The following is a 16,826-nucleotide window of genomic DNA, read 5'->3' on the forward strand; positions in this document are numbered from 1 at the left end:
GCAACAGCGATCGGAAGACGTTTCCGCATGTGCAGCCTGGATTTTTCACCGGACCTCTGAAGGAGGAAGGAAAATGTCATCAACTCATATCCCGCGCATCATCCACTACTGCTGGTTCGGCCGGGGAGCGAAGCCCCAGCTGTTCATCAAATGCATGCGGAGCTGGCAAAAGCATCTGAACGGCTACCAGTTCATAGAGTGGAACGAGGATTCATTCGATATTCAATCCAATCCGTACGTAAAAGAGGCTTATGCGGCCCGCAAATATGCGTTCGTCAGCGATTATGTGCGGCTTCACGCTCTTTACCATCATGGCGGAATTTATATGGACACCGATGTTGAGGTCGTGAAGCCGCTCGACCGCTTCCTCGATCACGAGGCGTTCTCCGGGTTTGAGGACGGGCATTTTCTTCAATCCGGGACGATGGGAGCCGCCAAGGGGCATCCCTGGATCGGCGAGCTGCTGCTGGATTATGACAAAAGAAGATTTATCCGCAAGGACGGAAGCTGCGATACGACGACCAATACTGCGGTGATCAGCCGCACCTGCGAGAAGCACGGGCTGCTGCTGAACGGCGAGTATCAGGTGCTCGCAAACGGCGTAACCTTTTATCCGCGAACCTATTTCAGTCCCTATGATTATATTAACGGGGCAAGCTTCATCACGTCGGACAGCTATACGATTCACCACTTCGCACAGTCCTGGCTTCCGGCGCATGTCCGGATGAGAAGCACGCTCAAGAGAATGGCGAGCCGCCTTGTCGGCCCCAAATTAATCGCAAAGATGAGGGACATGCTGTGAAAAGAGTAATGGATCTTCTGCTGGCAGTTCCCCTGTTTGTTTGCCTGCTGCCTGCCATGGCGGTGGTTGCGGTTCTGGTGCGGATCAGGCTGGGTTCGCCGGTGCTGTTTAAACAGCACCGGCCCGGCCAGCACGGGAAGCCGTTTCAGATGATGAAATTCAGAACGATGACCGATGCCAGGGACAGCAGCGGCCAGCTTCTGCCCGACTCCGTGCGGTTGACTCCCTTCGGGAAATGGCTCAGGAAGGTCAGTCTGGATGAGCTGCCGCAGCTGTGGAATGTGATCAGAGGCGATCTGAGCCTCGTAGGTCCCAGGCCGCTGCTGATGGATTATCTGCCCCTGTATACGGAAGAGCAGGCGCGGCGCCACGAGGTCAAGCCGGGCATCACCGGCTGGGCCCAGATTAACGGACGCAATGCGATTTCCTGGGAAGAGAAGTTCGCGCTTGATCTGTGGTATGTGCAGCACCGCAGCCTGAGGCTGGATGTCGGGATCCTGCTGCTGTCGGTCAGGAAAGTATTCCGGTCCGAAGGTATCCAGAATGGCAATCATGCCACGATGCCGGTATTTAAAGGGAGTGTGAAGGGACTTGAACGCTAGGGAAATGAATATTTTATTTACAAGCTCGGGACGAAGAGTGTCGCTGATCCGCAAGTTCAAGGAAGCTTATGCAAGCCACGGGATTCAGGGCAAGGTCGTGACGGCCGACAATAAACCAACCGCACCGGCGGCCTTTGCCGGGGACAAGCATGTTCTCGTTCCCAGAGTCGCCGACCCGCGGTATGTGGAGACATTGCTTGAGATATGCAAGGAGGAACGCATTGATCTGCTCATTCCGCTGATTGATACCGAACTGGTTCTGCTGGCGGAAAACCGGGCGTTGTTTGAGCAGCAGCATGTCCGTCTGCTGGTCTCAAGCGTCGAGCTTAATGAGCTCGCCTCGGATAAAATGAAGACCTTTGCCTTCTTCACGGAGCATGGCATCCGCACCCCAAGGGTATACAGCGAAGCGGAAGTGCAGGTTGAACCGTTGGCATTTCCGCTGCTTATCAAGCCCAGGCGAGGCAGCTCCAGCCAAGGCGTAACGAAAATTCACAGCAGACGCGAGCTGGACTTCTTCAAGGATTATATTCCGGAAGCGATGATCCAGGAATATGTGACCGGCGAAGAATATACGGTCGATGTGATGCTGGATTTTCAGGGGACGATCAAGGCCATTGTGCCCCGGCTGCGGATGGAGACGAGGGCGGGTGAAGTCAGCAAAGGGGTTACACGAAGAGATGCTGCGGTCATCCGCGCTGTCCGGCATGCGGTAAGCGTGCTTCCCGGAGCAGTGGGCTGCATTACGCTGCAGTGCTTTAAGCAGGAGAACGGCGAGATTACGTTTATCGAGATCAATCCCCGTTTTGGAGGCGGAATCCCGCTAGCCATTGAAGCGGGCGCGGACTTTCCGCTGTGGACCATCATGCTTGGAAGAGGCGAGCAGTTTACGGGGGAGCCTGATGACAGCTGGGATGATGATCTGACCATGCTCCGTTATGACGATGCTTTCTTCACGAAGGAGTTTGCTTATGGGCATTAAAGCCGTCGTGTTCGATCTGGACGATACGTTGTACCTGGAGAAGACTTATGCCTTGAGCGGCTTCAAGGCAGTGGATCAATGGGTCAAGGACCGCCATGGAGCCGGCGGTTTCTATGAAACGGCGGCCTCGCTGCTGCATTCGGGGGTCAAAACGCTTATATTCAACCGGACTCTGGAGCAGCTTGATATCAGCTATGACGAGCGGCTGATCTCGGAGCTGGTAGAGTTTTACCGTTCCCACCGGCCGGATATCGCTCTGCTCGAGGATGCCGGGTGGGTGCTGGCGAACCTGGACAAGGACGTGAAGCTGGGGATCATCTCCGACGGGTACCTCGTTGCCCAGCAGCAAAAGGTTCTGGCGCTTAATCTGGCGGAGGCTTTCCATGTGATTGTATTGACGGACGCGCTGGGCAGGGATCATTGGAAGCCAAGTCCGCTCCCGTATGAAACGCTCAGCAGACAGACCGGAATTCCGCACTTTCAATGTCTATATATCGGGGATAATGCAGCCAAGGATTTTGTAACGGCCAAACGGCTGGGATGGACCACCGTGCAGATCAGCAGGGAGCAGGGGATATACGCGGCTGTTCAGGCGGAGCCCTCGCATCAGGCTCACTATCAAATCGGCGACCTGAAGGAGCTTGCCGGTTTGCCGGCACTTGCGTATTTGTTCAAGAAGGAAGTGAAAGCAGTTTATGGATAACAAGCATAAACGGATCTATTTATCGGCGCCGCATATGAGCGGCAGGGAGCAGCATTATATCGGTCAGGCTTTTGCCGACAACTGGATCGCTCCTGTGGGTCCCAATGTCGATGCTTTCGAGCAGGAGATGGCGATTCATGTGGGAGCAGGCGGATGTGCGGCGGTCAGCTCCGGAACGGCTGCGATCCATCTGGCCCTGCGGCTGCTTCAGGTCGACAGGGGAGACCGCGTGTTCTGTTCCACGCTGACGTTTGTCGCGAGCGCCAATCCGATCTTGTATATGGGCGCGGAGCCGGTATTTATCGATTCGGAGCCTGCGACCTGGAATATGTCGCCACAGGCTCTGGAGGCGGCGCTTGCGGAGGCGGACCGGGAAGGGGCGCTGCCTAAAGCGGTCATTGTTGTCCATCTGTACGGACAATGCGCCAAAATGGACGAGATAACGGCACTTTGTGCCCGTTACGGGGTCCCGGTCATCGAGGATGCCGCAGAGTCGCTGGGCTCCACCTATAAGGGAAGGGCAAGCGGAACGCTCGGCGAATTCGGTGTTTATTCCTTCAACGGCAATAAAATCATTACCACATCAGGCGGCGGCATGCTGGTAGCGGAGGATGCGGGAGCATTGGAACAGGCCCGGTTCCTCGCGACTCAGGCGAGAGACCAGGCCGCGCATTATGAACACAGCCAAATGGGCTATAATTACCGGCTGAGCAATCTGCTGGCAGGGGTGGGCCGGGCACAGCTGCAGGTACTGGAGGAGCGTGTCGAGTCGCGAAGGGCCATCTTCGACAGGTACAGCAGTCAGCTGGCCGCTCTGCCGGGCATTGCCTTTATGCCGGAGCTTGCGGGGACCAGATCCAACCGCTGGCTCACGGCATTGACGATCGATGAACAGGAAGCGGGGCTGACGGCTTCGGAGGTGCTTCACGTTTTGGCCGAGGAGAATATCGAGGCTCGTCCGGTATGGAAGCCGCTGCATCTGCAGCCGCTGTTTGCAGGCGAGCGTTATTATTCGCATGAGGGAATGAACGTGTCTGAACGGCTGTTCGCGGCGGGGCTCTGTTTGCCATCGGGGTCGGGGATGCAGGAGGATGAGCAGCAGCGCGTTATCAGCTGCATAACGGCGGCATTCGAGCAGGCGGCGAAGCGGGCGGGACGCAGCCGCATTGCGCTCTCTTAAGGCTATGGAAAGATGATAAGCACCATAAAGTAAACACCTGCCGCCCGGCTCAGTCATAACTGAGCCGAGCCGTCGCTTACCTCACCAGCATACAACAAGGGCACCGATGCCGGTGCCCTTGTTGTATGCTGGTCTCTATCATGTACCAGTCCCAGCTGGTTGGTATTATCTTACTCTTAGCTCAATTGACTTTCTCTGACTAATATATTTCTTTTAAAAACTTCAATAAGTTCTGACGCTGTACCTGATGTATGCGAGATACCGGCAAAAGGGCCGTCTGGAGAACAGTACCCTACCGGAATTTCAAAGATTTGCTCCAGAATCAGCTTGATCCCAGGAAGGTTTCCGATCTCAGCGTGAGAATAAGCCTCTGTTACGTCGTTCGCTCGCCGCTGAAGTTCCCGTGCCTCATCATACTTGCCATTATTCATTTTTTCCATCATGACTTTATGGTGATAGCAGGTTACCGCCTGCAAAGCTCCGATATTTCCGTCCGCGCCCATAAGCTGCGAGCAGATCGCTAATTCATCTGCACCTGTTAGAATATTCAGGTCAGGACGTATTTTCTTGAATCTTTCCAAAATGTAAAAGTTATTGTCGGTGAATTTTATGCCGCGGAAGGTAGGAACCTCTTTCATGGCTTCGAGCAGCGCCGCAGGATCAACTGCTTGCCCCCCGGTTAATGTTCTGCCCATGGACACCCAATAAATATAGAATGGGATGTTCGGTGCGGCAGCAGAAATGCGCTTGAAGTATTCGACATTTTCTTGTAATGAAGCCTGCTCGGAAATGCCGACGGAGGCTACTGCATACGCGCCATGCTCAGATGCATGTGCAGCCAGTTCAACAGAATCCTGGAGATTCTGATTGTAACCCACATGTACAAAAATCGGTAATTTTCCTTTGGCAGCAGCTAATACAGCTTCCGCCCATTGCTTTCTCTTGTCCACGCTTAGATGCGCGCCTTCGCCAGTCCAACCCAGCATATACAATCCAGCTGCTTGCTGCTTGCAGTACATGTCTACCAAAGGCTGGGCCAATTCAGTCTTAATATTGCCCTCTTTGTCCATAGGTGTGACGAGTGCCGGAAGTACGCCTGTAATAAGTTTTTCTTGCATTTTAACTCTCTCCCATCTTAAGTGAATGATTATTGTAATGTTTTCACATAACAATTTGGGTTATCCTTTAACTGCACCACTAGTAAGGCCAGCGACAAAATATTTGTTCAAGGTAATGAACACAACAAGCATCGGAATGACTGCCATAACGGTACCTGCCATCATCAGATCCCATGAAGTAACGGATTCGCCTGAGCTTTTCATAGAGACGATGCCTACGACGAGGGGCTGCTTATCCGGATTTCCTAAGGTAAAGACCATCGGAAGCAGATAATCGTTCCATGAATTCATGAAGGCAAGCAGGCCAACGGTTGCAATCAAAGGCTTCGTAAGCGGGAAGATGATGTTGTAGAAGATTCGGAAAAAGCTGCAGCCGTCAACTCTGGCCGCTTCATCAATTTCTTTAGGAATCCCATCGATAAAGCCTTTGGCCAAATATAAATTTGTGACATTGATACCAAAGATATAGATGATGATAACGCCCCATAACGATTGGTTTAAGTGAAGGGCTTTTGCCATATTAAGCTGGGGATACAGATACAAGCTGCCGGCAGATATGAACATGGAGAAGGTAATCAGAGCCAGAAGCGGTTTTCTGCCTTTAAATCTGCCTCGAGAAAATACGTAGCCGGAAGTTATTGAAGTGATGATGGTTCCAATTACAATGACCGTGCACATGTAAATGCTGTTCCATGTATAAACTTTAAAATTTGACAGGTTCCATGCCCGTACGTAATTTTTAAATGTAGCCTGCTGCGGGAAAAATGAAGTAGAAGTCAGTATACTTGCTGTGTTTTTTAAAGAGCTGATCACCACATAAAATATCGGGAAAATAACAAACGCGGCGATAACCGTGAGAACGATGTATAACGGAATGGCTTCCAGCAATTTTTTATTTTTCATTCGTATCGCCCCTTAGTAATAAGCGCCAACATTTCGAGTCAGTCTCATATACAAACTTACTACAATGGTTAAAATAATAGCTGTTATAACAGCGAGGGCGGAAGAATATCCATATTGGCTAATAGCATCTGCAGCCCCGTAGGAGAAGAAATATTTAAACGTGTAGGACATCACGACCTCGGTTGAACCGCCGGGCTGACCATTTGTCAACACCAGAACCAAGTCGGACATCTTAATGCTGTTCACAATGAAGAGCATCATAATGACTTTCCCTGTCGGAGCCAGTAAAGGGAGAGTTATCTTTGTGAATCTCGTCCATTTGCTAACGCCGTCTATATCAGCGCATTCGTATATTTCCTGATTTATATTTTGCAGCCCCATAATGAAAAAGATCATGTTCATCCCAAATCCTTTCCATACACTGGCGATGACAATGACACTATCGGCCAGCCACTTGTTCCCGAACCAATTAATGTTTGTTTCGATGATATGAGAAGCTTTGAGCAATTGATTGACCGAGCCCAGGAACGGTTCAAACATCAAGAAGAATACAATGCCTACGATCGCCGTACTTACAATGGTTGGAGAGAAAAAAAGGGTTCGGAATAAGGAGTTTATTTTTTTCCCGCTGTTCAGGACGACCGCTAAAAAAAGTGCAAGAGGAATCTCCAGAACAAATTTGGCTGCAACAATAATAAATGTGTTTACCAATGAATCCCAGTAAAGACTATCCCGTGTAAAGGCCCGGACATAGTTGTCGATTCCAACAAAGCTGGGAGGTGAAATGCCATCATAATTAAACCATGACCACCTGATCAGCCATACCATGGGGTAAATGGTGAACAAGGCAAATCCAATGAGCATCGGAGCAAGCATGAGATAGGATTGCACTGTATCTTGTCGGTATGATTGTTTAACTGTGGCGGTTTTTTGTTTCACAAGTGCATGTTGTTTTAAAATACGAATGGCGTTTGCCTCCTTACTATGGAGACGTTTTAGGTATGGGTCATGATCTCCATGCCTAAAACTCCCATGTTATTTAGATCGCGTATCCCAGTTTTTGTTCACATACAGGCTCATATCCATACCGCCACTAACGGCTTTATCCAATGCGCTGTTATAACGTTTATCCAGATCGCCAAGAGCTGCAGCGACGTCAGCATTGGCAGGTCCCGCAATCAAATTGACTATTGTATTTTGATATGGCTGTCCTTCTACGGTAATCCCACCATCTGGCGGCGTTAGTGCCAGGTAGGAATTGGAAGTATTTCCGAATTCGGCAGTTCCGGCTTTTTTAAAGCTGGCAGGCGCTTTCGCTTGGATATCCTGTCTTGCAATGAAATCGACTTCATTGTTTTGAATGTCTTCCAGCACTTTATTACTATGGAAAAGCGCATACACTTTCATAGCTTTTTCCGGCATTTCCTTCGCGCTGGGTCCTATGCATAGAGCGTCAGCAATTTGTGCATAGTTCTTATATTTATTGGCTGGATCCATGACGGGGGTATCGATCACGCCAAGATCAAAGCGGCTCCCAATCTCTTTCCAAAACTTATCGAGGGTGGAAACATCCCAGTTTACCCCGGGAAGCATTGCGATTCTGCCGGCAGCGAACTGCGCCATGAGCGCATCATTGTCCATGCCTTCTCCGCCGGGGAAGATGCTGCCATCTGCCTTCATTTGGAGTATTTTTTGGATATTCTGCGTGAAATCTGAAAAGGCAAATTTGCCTTTAGTGAAATCGTAACCCATATGACCGACAGAACTGGCAAACTGTGCGGCGAAATACCATTTTCCTGAAGATGCTGAATCTTTTAAATGAACGCCATAGCCATAAGCATTTCCTTTGTTGTCATTTGTAATTTTCTTGGCGTAAGCTGCAACATCGTCCCATGTCGCCGGAGGAGTATCAAATCCCGATTTTTTGAGCAAATCCTTGTTATACATAAATTTTGTAGACAATACCTTGTAAGGAACGCTGTAGGATTTTCCGCCAAAGGTCGTATAACCATTGATCAGAATGTCCTTGTAGGTGCTAAGAAATTCAGGTCCGCCGGGCAGTTCATCAATGGGAAGCATCCAGCCGGAGCTAATGAACGGTTCCTTGACCGTACCTACAAATTTATAGAGTTCCGGAGCCTGACCTGCCGCTAGTGCAATTTTTAATACATCATTGTAGTCACTGCCAAATACTTTGTATTCGATGTGAATTCCATCCTTTAAACCTTCGCCTTTGTTATACTCTTCAATAATTGGATCCATTATCGGTTTATATGAACCATCATTCGTCCATACGCGTACAGTTTCCATTGTGGTGTTATCAGATCCATTCGAATCGTCAGCCGATTCCTTTGCCGCGGTGTTACTGTCAGAATTACCCGTACAGCCAGACAAGATCCCCATCAATAGCGCAAAAATAAGACAAGCCGGGCCGATCCGGATATGTGCTTTGGCATGCATGCTTTTCAAAATTATTCCTCCCTTTCTAATTTAGAAGCGCTTACAACTTATGATAGCAATTTATATTTCACGCGAAAATACAAAAAAATGAGCAAAAAAGTACGATATATTACGCAGTTGGCGAATGGTCTTGTAATCGGTTATTTTTCGTTGATATACTGAAGTGCTGGAAATCCTTAAGAAAGGAGCCTTATACAAATCGTATGAATATTCGAAGCAGACTGGTGATTTATTTTCTCGCTTCCATACTGATTCCATCTGTCATTATTACTGTTGTCGTTTACATGGGGTCTACTAAAATTATTAATAAGAAGATGAATGAGCTAGTTGAGAAGAATTTGAACTCAGCCCGCCTGATTGTACAGGAGAGGCTTGAATTTATTGATGAATTAACAACCTTGATTTCATTGAACCCCATGGTTCAGGAGGTTTTAAGCGAGAGTCCTACGAATAATATGGTTGACAACGTTACGCAAATTATTAAGCTTGATCGGGCGCTCGACAGCTATTATTTATCCAACTACTACGCATCTCCCAATTCATCCATCGTACCGACAATTTATTTAATCAACAGGCCCGAGTATAAGAAATATGACATTTCCAATAAGGTTCAGGAAATTTCTGCGATTGAGAATGCGCCATGGTACCGGACGATGGGCAGCAAAAATATGAATATAGAAGTCCAGTCCGGCAATGGACCGGTTATTATCGCAAAACGTCTGTATAGTTTGAGGAGTGCGGATAAATATGACTATGAAGCTCTGCTCACGGTTGAATTGGAGAAGTCAGGTATTAACAGCATGCTCTCTACTTTCAAGCCTTCACAAGGGAGCCGCATTTGTATTCTGGATCAAGACAATCAGGTGATCATGAGCAGCGATTCCATGACGGGCCAGGAAGAGGAGCTAATCCAATCTCTTCATACAAGTGCCGGTAAATTCCAGCAAGTAGACCTGGATGGTGAACCGGTTATTATTTCGTCTGAAAAGCTGGATAAAATCGAATGGAAAATCGTGAATATGACCCACTTGAATGAGATCAATTCGGATCAGAACCGGTTGACTCGAATCGTTAGTTTTGTTCTTATGAGCTGCATGTCTGCGGCTCTGCTGGCTGCTTTTTTACTTTCGCGCAACATCTCCAGACCTATTACGAAGCTTGTTGCTTCTATGCGCACCGTCAGAGAAAATAACTTTGATATCGACATCAGATATAATAAGAAAGACGAGTTCGGATATTTAATACAGCAGTACAAACGGATGATCCGTCAAATTAAGGATTTAATTGATAGGCTTTATATAAGCGATTTAAATAAACAAAAAGCGGAACTGCTTGCCAAGGACGCGCAGCTTCGGACTTTACAAGCCCAAATTAATCCGCACTTTCTATACAACACGTTAGATTCCATTAACTTGTCCGCGATTAAGCATAATACGCCTGAGATTAGCGAGATGATTAATTCACTTTCCAATTTTTACCGGTACTCGCTCAGCAAAGGCCGAAACATGATTTCTCTTGATGACGAGATCACTCATACCCATAGTTATCTGGAAATTCAATCCATACGTTTTGGGCCAAGATTGCGGTATTCCATCGATATATCCCGTGAACTGCGAAAAACAAGAATTGTAAAGCTGGTCATTCAACCCCTTGTAGAAAATTCAATTATTCATGGCTTTGCCCAAAAAGAAGGAGAACTGGAAATACGGATATCAGCAAAGCAGGAAGTGGATAAAATCGTTTTGTCAATCATAGACAATGGTACCGGCGCAGATGTGAATGATCTGAATCAATTGCTGATATCAAGCGATTATCAAGAAAAGTCTTTTGCAATTATGAACGTTCATCGACGGCTTCAAAGCACATTCGGTGATAACTTTGGACTTCACTATATCCGTAATCAGTCCGATGGTATTTTGGCGCAAATTACAATTCCTGCGAACTACATGGGGGAGAATAATGTTAACAGTAGTCTTAGCCGATGATGATTACCTGGTCAAGGAAATTTTGTGCGGGAACATTCCTTGGAATGAGCTTGGCATGGAGGTTATTGGCCTTGCAGAGAATGGCAAAGAGGCTCTTGATCTATGTATGGATCTAAAACCGGATATTCTGGTGACTGACATTAAAATGCCTTTTTATAACGGACTAGAGGTTGCTATTCAGCTAATGGAGAATCATATCCAAACGAAAACTGTTTTGATCAGCGGCGTACAGGATTTTAATTATGCCAGGATCGCCCTGAATGTGCAGGCCGCCGGGTATATTCTTAAGCCGATTCAACTAAAAGAGGTTATCGCTGTTCTTAAAAAGGTAAGAGATGCAATCGAAATGGAGTTCCAGCGTGAGCAAGTGGTTAAACGGCTCGAGCAGCAGCTGGCAGAAAATATCTCTACAGTGCGGGATAAATTTCTGAATCATCTTGTCTCCGAGGGGGCACTCAATAACGGTGAACTTCAAGAAAGACTGGATTATTTTAAGCTGCCGCTGAAGGCCAATCAAGATATTATCGTGGTAGTGGCAGAAATTGACGATTATGAAAGCCGGGTAAAAAGCAAAGGGATCGATCGGATACAATTTTATAATTTCTCAATCAAAAATTTAATTGAACAAATATTGAACAATTATCAAGCGGGGATCTGTTTTACAACAAGGGATAACGAGTTTGTTATTATCTTCTGCGGGGAGTATTGCAAAGAAGACAAAATGACCCAGATCTTCGAGAGCATTGAACAGCTTCTGCATGATTTTGATGGAATTACGCTTTCCATGGGAGTTGGCCATTGCGTAAGTCTAAAGTCCGCCAATCTCTCTTACAGCTGTGCATGCAGCGCCATAAGCTATAAGTTCTATACAGGCAATAACTCTATTATCCATATCAACGATATTGTCAGCACGAGCTCCATGGATAAAATTAGCGAGATGAAAGGAAATACCGAGCTCAATAGTCTGAAAAAGGCATTATTAACTGAAATCAAGCTGGGGAACAGGAATGTGGTCCACCATCTGCTGGAGGAATACTGTGTACGGCTGACTCAAGCCAAGCAGTTGTCCAAGCACTATATACGCGGACTTTTTCTGGAATTGATCATTGATACGTACCGCGAATTTTGCGAAACCGAAGGAGAGGTAACGGAGGTGATTTCCAGCTACACAGCTTCCATGCAATCCGTTATTAGCGTAGAGACCATTAGAGAAATACAGACTCATTCCAGCGGAGTGCTGTTATGTATCGCTGAATATTACGGCACCAAGTATACTAATAGACACTCTGCTTTGATTGAGCGTATTAAAAATTATGTGAATCAGAGTTATATGGATAATATCTCGCTCGCTGATATAGCAAATGAAATATATATGTCACCCAGCTATATCTGTGCTGTATTTAAGCGGGAAACGGGGAGTACGATAAATGAGTACATTATTGAGAAAAAGATGAGTTCAGCAAAAAAAATGCTGACAGGTACAAAAATGAAGGTGCTTGAAATTGCAGAGCAACTAGGTTATGAGAATTCACAATATTTTAGTTATTCTTTTAAAAAGTATACCGGAGAGACTCCACAGCAATATAGAAGCAGAAGTACCTCTCAGATTTTGTGACAAAATTTTACATTTAGTGGAGTCGCTGAACTATTATGCACTCGCAGCCCTTTGGCTTAAATTGAAAAAACACCAGGAGCTTCTCCTGGTGTTGCTGGTCGTGCGTGGAAGACAACTCTAGTAAGAAGATATCAGAAGAACGAATGACAGCAGCGGCATCCGTTCCCTCACCTTTTCTTTACAACCGTCTTCCCAAAATAATCAAATCCCTCTCGACCCCGTCCAGGTTGGCGATCCGGGGCAAATGACCCCACTCCTCGAAGTGGTATTTCTTCAGCAGCGCGAGGCTGCCCTCGTTGTGGCCGAACACAAAACCGACCAGCGTATTTATATGGAGCCTTGGGCTCTCCTCGATGGCTTTCCCGATCAGCAGGCTTCCCAGTCCCTTCGACCTGAAGGACTCGGCAATATAGATGCTGATCTCCGCCGTAGCGTTGTAGGCCGGCCGGCCGTAGAACGACTGATAGCTCAGCCATGCGACGATTTCATCCCCATGCCTGACCACCCATAAGGGCCTGAAATCGGCGGAATGCTCCTCAAACCACTTCAGCCTGCTTGCAACCGTTACCGGCTCCAGGTCCGCGGTTACGGTGCGGCTGGCAATGGTAGAGTTGTAGATATCCACGATTTTCGGCAAATCCTCAAGCTTGGCATCCACGATGCTGTAATTATTTTGCATAGCTGCATCCTCCGATAAGTAGTTTAATTTCCATATTGCGATGAAGATTGCCGTATTTCCGATTACTCGAACAGCCCCATCGTTCTGTATATGCCCAGCATCGTCAGCCGCGTGAGCTGCAGCGCCATATATTGGGGCGTATACATGGTCGGATCATTAACCCAGTTCAGGATTACCCCCATGACGGACGAGCTCGAATAATTCAGTAAAATATCCAGCGGAACAGACAGCTTCTGCTCCATCTTCCTATTAGCAATTCTAGCGTAAAAGCTCTCCCGAATCACCTCATATAATTTAATGGTGAAAATTTCCGGTTCAAGCCGGGTCAGCATGGCCTGATAAAATCGTTTGTTCTCCGTCAGATGCGTGAAGAGTTCAATGAAGAAGGGGTCAGGCTCGTCAAAATTGCCGTTGTACGCAAGGGCACCGGCATGCTCGGGATGAATAAGCCGGGACAATTCCCCCAGCTTCTCCTGGGTCAGCTTCTCCCGCAGGTCGAATTTATCCTGATAATGGGCATAAAAGGTAGACCTGTTCACATCGGCGCAGGTGGTAATATCCTTGACCGAGATGGCGGAAAAGCCTTTTTCAAAAATTAAAGAAACAAACGCGTCAACGATCGTAGTGCGCGTTTTATGGATCCGACGGTCCGGATGACGGGAATCCTGCATCATAAGACACCTCCAAGCCTGGGATCGGGATCAAAAAGACTGGTGACATATAACTCGAATATGTAGGTTAACCAACATAATGTGAAATAATGTTGTTTTGTTGAAAGTGGCGCAGAGCCCGTGTGACGCGGACAGCGTAGAATGAAAATCGGTAAGTTGTACCTTTATGCCTGCGCTTTTAACCATTCGCTGCCCACAAGGACAATTTTTATTCAAATGTTGAATAAACCGGATAAAACCAACAAAGGCCAAGTTAATTGCTGTTTAACGGACAGTTGAGAGGATAATGTCGGTTGTGCATTACTGCGGGATAAGTATAATAAAACATATTAAACCAACTTTAGCAATGGGGAATGTATGATTAATAACAAAATGAAGGAGACCCGATATGCCGACAAGGGGAGACCGTTTTATTTCTAGTTTGGCTGATGGACGGAATGTATGGCTGGACGGGGCCAAAGTCAAGGATTTGTCCGAACATGCCGCATTTCAAGGTACGCTCGGCACGATAAAACGTTTATTTAACCAGCTTGACGATCCGGCGCTCCGCGATAACGTAGGTTTTGCTCCCCCGGGACGGGAAGCCTATGCGCACAGCTCGTTCCTGGTGCCCTATACCGCCGAGGATCTTAGCCGCCGGAGCCGGGCTTTCAGCTATTGGGCTGATGAAACCCACGGCATGATGAGCCGCTTGTCCGACTACGGCCGTTCCATGATTACAGGCTGGTATGCGGCCAGGAAGCAGTTAAGCCAGCTTGATCCCGACTTCGAAGCGAAGATCACCGCTTATTATACGGACGCCCGCGACCGGGACCTGTTTCTGACAACGGCTATTCTTGACCCGCAGATTGACCGGTCTGTCAGCCTGGACGACAGCCGTATTGCCGAACGGTTCCTGCATGTCGTCAAGGAGACGAAGGAGGGCATTACGGTCCGTGGTGCCAAGATGATTGCCACCGGAGCTCCGTATACGCATGACTTCATCATATTTTCCTTCCTGCAATTTGACCAAACGAACCGTGAGCATGCCCATATTCTTATCGTTCCGGCCAATTCCGAGGGACTGCATATTGTATGCCGGGAATCCTTCGCGGACAGCAGGGAGCAAAATCACATATTGAGCTCCCGGTATGAGGAAATGGATGCGGTGCTGTTCTTCGATGACGTGTTTATCCCGTGGGAGAGAGTGCTGCTGTACGGGAATTCGGAGGCGGTCCTGAAGCTGAGAGCCAACAAGACGGCCAACTCGCTCGCCTTTCATCAGACTGTGGTCCGCTATGTATCGAAGCTGGAGTTCGTCACAGGTGTTGCTTTTGCCATTGCCGAAGCGATAGGGGTCAACGGATATTTGCACATCCAGGAGAAGCTGGGCGAGCTGATGACCCAGGTGGACACGATGAAGGCGCTGGTGATCGCCAGCGAGACGAAGGCGAGGCACGATGAGTCGGGAGTTCTGGTGCCGGAGATTTCCTATATTGATACGGCCCGGAATATCGGCACGAAATTTTATCCGCGGGCCATTGAAATTCTGCAGCAGGTGGGAGGCGGGGGATTCGTCCAGACGCCGTCGGGCATGGAGGATTTCTACGGGCCGATTTCCAAGCTGATGCATCTGTACTTCGAAGGAGCTTCAATCAGCGCGGAGAAGAAGATTCATCTGTTCAAGCTCGCCTGGGACCTGATCGGCAGTCCGCTGGGCGCAAGGCATGAGCTCTATGAACGCTTTTACGCCGGTGACCCGGTCCGGGCTTATGCCAGCCAGTATGTGAAGTCCGATAAAGACAGCTTCACGGAACCCGTATGGAATCTTCTGAAAGAAGCGGGCAAGCACGGAACCAAGAGGAACTACACCTATATATAAAGAGAGGATGCATGAGAGATGGAAGTATTCTGGTTTATTCCGACTCACGGAGACGGACGGTATCTGGGGACAAAGGAAGGGGCAAGGGCCGTCAGCTACGCGTATTGCAAGCAAATTGCGCAGGCTGTTGACGAATTGGGCTACAGCGGAGTTCTGCTGCCGACCGGCAAGTCCTGCGAGGATGCCTGGATCGTGGCTTCGACCCTGGTTCCGGTCACGGAAAGGCTGAAATTTCTGGTAGCCGTCCGTCCCGGCCTAATGTCTCCGACTCTTGCGGCCCGTATGACGGCTACGCTGGACCGTTTCTCCAGAGGAAGACTGCTGATCAATGTGGTGACAGGCGGCGACCCTGTTGAACTGGCCGGTGACGGGGTGTTTATGAATCACGATGAGCGCTATGAAGTGACGGATGATTTCCTGCATATCTGGCGCAAGGAGCTGGAAGGCGAAGAAGTGGATTATGAAGGCGACCATCTGCAGGTGAAGGGTGGAAAAGTGCTCTACCCGCCTGTTCAAAAGCCGTACCCTCCGCTTTACTTCGGAGGCTCCTCGGATGCCGGCGCCGATGTCGCGGCTGAGCATGTCGACGTGTATCTGACCTGGGGAGAGCCGCCGGCGCAGGTGGAGCAGAAGATTAACCGCATGCGCAAGCTGGCCGAGGCCAAAGGAAGAACGCTCCGCTTCGGTATCCGGCTGCATATCATTGTCCGCCCCACGGAAGAAGAAGCCTGGCAGGCGGCGGACGAGTTGATCGCCCATCTGGACGAGGATACGATCGCGGCGGCTCAGCAAATTTTCGCCAGAATGGACTCCGAAGGCCAGAAGAGGATGTCGGAGCTGCATCATGGCGACCGGTCGAAGCTCGAGATTAGTCCAAACCTGTGGGCGGGCATCGGCCTCGTGCGCGGAGGAGCGGGCACGGCGCTGGTCGGTAGCCCGGACAGCATCGCCGCCAGAATGAAAGAATACACGGATTTGGGGATCGAGACGTTTATTCTCTCCGGCTACCCCCATTTGGAAGAAGCCTACCGGACCGCGGAGCTTCTGTTCCCCAAACTGAATCTGGGCTCCTCCGGGAACGCCGGGGATCCGTCCTTCATCAGTCCTTTCGGAGAAATGATTGCCAATAACGAGCTTCCGGGAACAACCAGGCCTGCGGGCAAATCACCTGTAAGCAGCCTGAAATCATAATACGGCATCTACCGGAACACCGGAGACCTTCAGCTTGGGACAAAGAGCTGTTAAGCGTCTCCTTTTTTATTTTA

At 48.7% G+C, this 16,826-nt stretch carries 15 protein-coding genes; 9 read left to right on the forward strand and 6 right to left on the reverse strand.

Annotation, left to right across the window (positions count from 1 at the left end; genetic code table 11):
- The first annotated feature begins 73 nt into the window (after positions 1 to 73).
- From AC0YOA_RS07415 to AC0YOA_RS07435, 5 genes are read left to right on the forward strand one after another with little or no spacing between them, the layout of a single operon-like run.
- Positions 74 to 802 carry a glycosyltransferase family 32 protein gene (locus AC0YOA_RS07415; protein WP_475786057.1) on the forward strand — a complete coding sequence of 243 codons (729 nt, stop codon included), beginning with the start codon at positions 74 to 76 and terminating at the stop codon, positions 800 to 802.
- The gene (locus AC0YOA_RS07420; protein ID WP_475786058.1) at positions 799 to 1,404 is read left to right on the forward strand and encodes a sugar transferase; all 606 of its coding nucleotides are present in this window, start codon (positions 799 to 801) and stop codon (positions 1,402 to 1,404) included. The genes AC0YOA_RS07415 and AC0YOA_RS07420 overlap by 4 nt, the downstream gene beginning before the upstream one ends.
- A complete protein-coding gene (locus AC0YOA_RS07425; RefSeq protein ID WP_475786059.1) occupies positions 1,394 to 2,386 on the forward strand; it encodes an ATP-grasp domain-containing protein in 993 nt (330 codons plus the stop codon). The genes AC0YOA_RS07420 and AC0YOA_RS07425 overlap by 11 nt, the downstream gene beginning before the upstream one ends.
- Positions 2,376 to 3,089, forward strand: coding sequence for an HAD family hydrolase (locus AC0YOA_RS07430; RefSeq protein WP_475786060.1), 714 nt, complete (start codon positions 2,376 to 2,378; stop codon positions 3,087 to 3,089). The genes AC0YOA_RS07425 and AC0YOA_RS07430 overlap by 11 nt, the downstream gene beginning before the upstream one ends.
- The gene (locus AC0YOA_RS07435) at positions 3,082 to 4,269 is read left to right on the forward strand and encodes a DegT/DnrJ/EryC1/StrS family aminotransferase (RefSeq protein WP_475786061.1); all 1,188 of its coding nucleotides are present in this window, start codon (positions 3,082 to 3,084) and stop codon (positions 4,267 to 4,269) included. Before AC0YOA_RS07430 ends, AC0YOA_RS07435 begins: the two co-directional genes overlap by 8 nt.
- Before the next feature lie 176 nt (positions 4,270 to 4,445).
- Here AC0YOA_RS07435 and AC0YOA_RS07440 read toward each other — a convergent pair whose 3' ends face one another.
- From AC0YOA_RS07440 to AC0YOA_RS07455, 4 genes are all read right to left on the reverse strand, one after another.
- Positions 4,446 to 5,387, reverse strand: a complete 942-nt coding sequence (locus AC0YOA_RS07440; RefSeq protein WP_475786062.1) for a dihydrodipicolinate synthase family protein — start codon at positions 5,385 to 5,387, stop codon at positions 4,446 to 4,448.
- Between the two features lie 60 nt (positions 5,388 to 5,447).
- The gene (locus AC0YOA_RS07445) at positions 5,448 to 6,290 is read right to left on the reverse strand and encodes a carbohydrate ABC transporter permease (RefSeq protein ID WP_475786063.1); all 843 of its coding nucleotides are present in this window, start codon (positions 6,288 to 6,290) and stop codon (positions 5,448 to 5,450) included.
- A gap of 12 nt (positions 6,291 to 6,302) precedes the next feature.
- Entirely contained in the window at positions 6,303 to 7,229 is a 927-nt protein-coding gene (locus AC0YOA_RS07450; RefSeq protein WP_475786064.1) for a carbohydrate ABC transporter permease, read from the reverse strand.
- A gap of 96 nt (positions 7,230 to 7,325) precedes the next feature.
- Positions 7,326 to 8,750, reverse strand: coding sequence for an ABC transporter substrate-binding protein (locus tag AC0YOA_RS07455; RefSeq protein WP_475786629.1), 1,425 nt, complete (start codon positions 8,748 to 8,750; stop codon positions 7,326 to 7,328).
- Between the two features lie 224 nt (positions 8,751 to 8,974).
- Between AC0YOA_RS07455 and AC0YOA_RS07460 the strand changes: the two genes are divergently transcribed.
- The gene (locus tag AC0YOA_RS07460) at positions 8,975 to 10,735 is read left to right on the forward strand and encodes a sensor histidine kinase (protein WP_475786065.1); all 1,761 of its coding nucleotides are present in this window, start codon (positions 8,975 to 8,977) and stop codon (positions 10,733 to 10,735) included.
- A complete protein-coding gene (locus AC0YOA_RS07465) occupies positions 10,710 to 12,350 on the forward strand; it encodes a response regulator transcription factor (RefSeq protein ID WP_475786066.1) in 1,641 nt (546 codons plus the stop codon). The genes AC0YOA_RS07460 and AC0YOA_RS07465 overlap by 26 nt, the downstream gene beginning before the upstream one ends.
- A gap of 178 nt (positions 12,351 to 12,528) precedes the next feature.
- On the opposite strand, the gene AC0YOA_RS07470 is transcribed toward AC0YOA_RS07465, so the two are convergent.
- Positions 12,529 to 13,029, reverse strand: a complete 501-nt coding sequence (locus AC0YOA_RS07470) for an N-acetyltransferase family protein (RefSeq protein ID WP_475786067.1) — start codon at positions 13,027 to 13,029, stop codon at positions 12,529 to 12,531.
- Between the two features lie 62 nt (positions 13,030 to 13,091).
- Positions 13,092 to 13,703 carry a TetR/AcrR family transcriptional regulator gene (locus AC0YOA_RS07475; protein ID WP_475768866.1) on the reverse strand — a complete coding sequence of 204 codons (612 nt, stop codon included), beginning with the start codon at positions 13,701 to 13,703 and terminating at the stop codon, positions 13,092 to 13,094.
- 385 nt (positions 13,704 to 14,088) lie between these two features.
- Between AC0YOA_RS07475 and AC0YOA_RS07480 the strand changes: the two genes are divergently transcribed.
- Together AC0YOA_RS07480 and ssuD are read left to right on the forward strand one after the other, a co-directional pair.
- Positions 14,089 to 15,561, forward strand: a complete 1,473-nt coding sequence (locus AC0YOA_RS07480) for a 4-hydroxyphenylacetate 3-hydroxylase family protein (RefSeq protein ID WP_475786068.1) — start codon at positions 14,089 to 14,091, stop codon at positions 15,559 to 15,561.
- 18 nt (positions 15,562 to 15,579) lie between these two features.
- Positions 15,580 to 16,752: an FMNH2-dependent alkanesulfonate monooxygenase gene (ssuD, locus tag AC0YOA_RS07485; protein ID WP_475786069.1), complete on the forward strand. Its 1,173-nt coding sequence runs from the start codon at positions 15,580 to 15,582 to the stop codon at positions 16,750 to 16,752.
- Positions 16,753 to 16,826 lie beyond the last annotated feature (74 nt).

It is taken from the genome of Paenibacillus sp. JT22N12, from assembly GCF_056269365.1.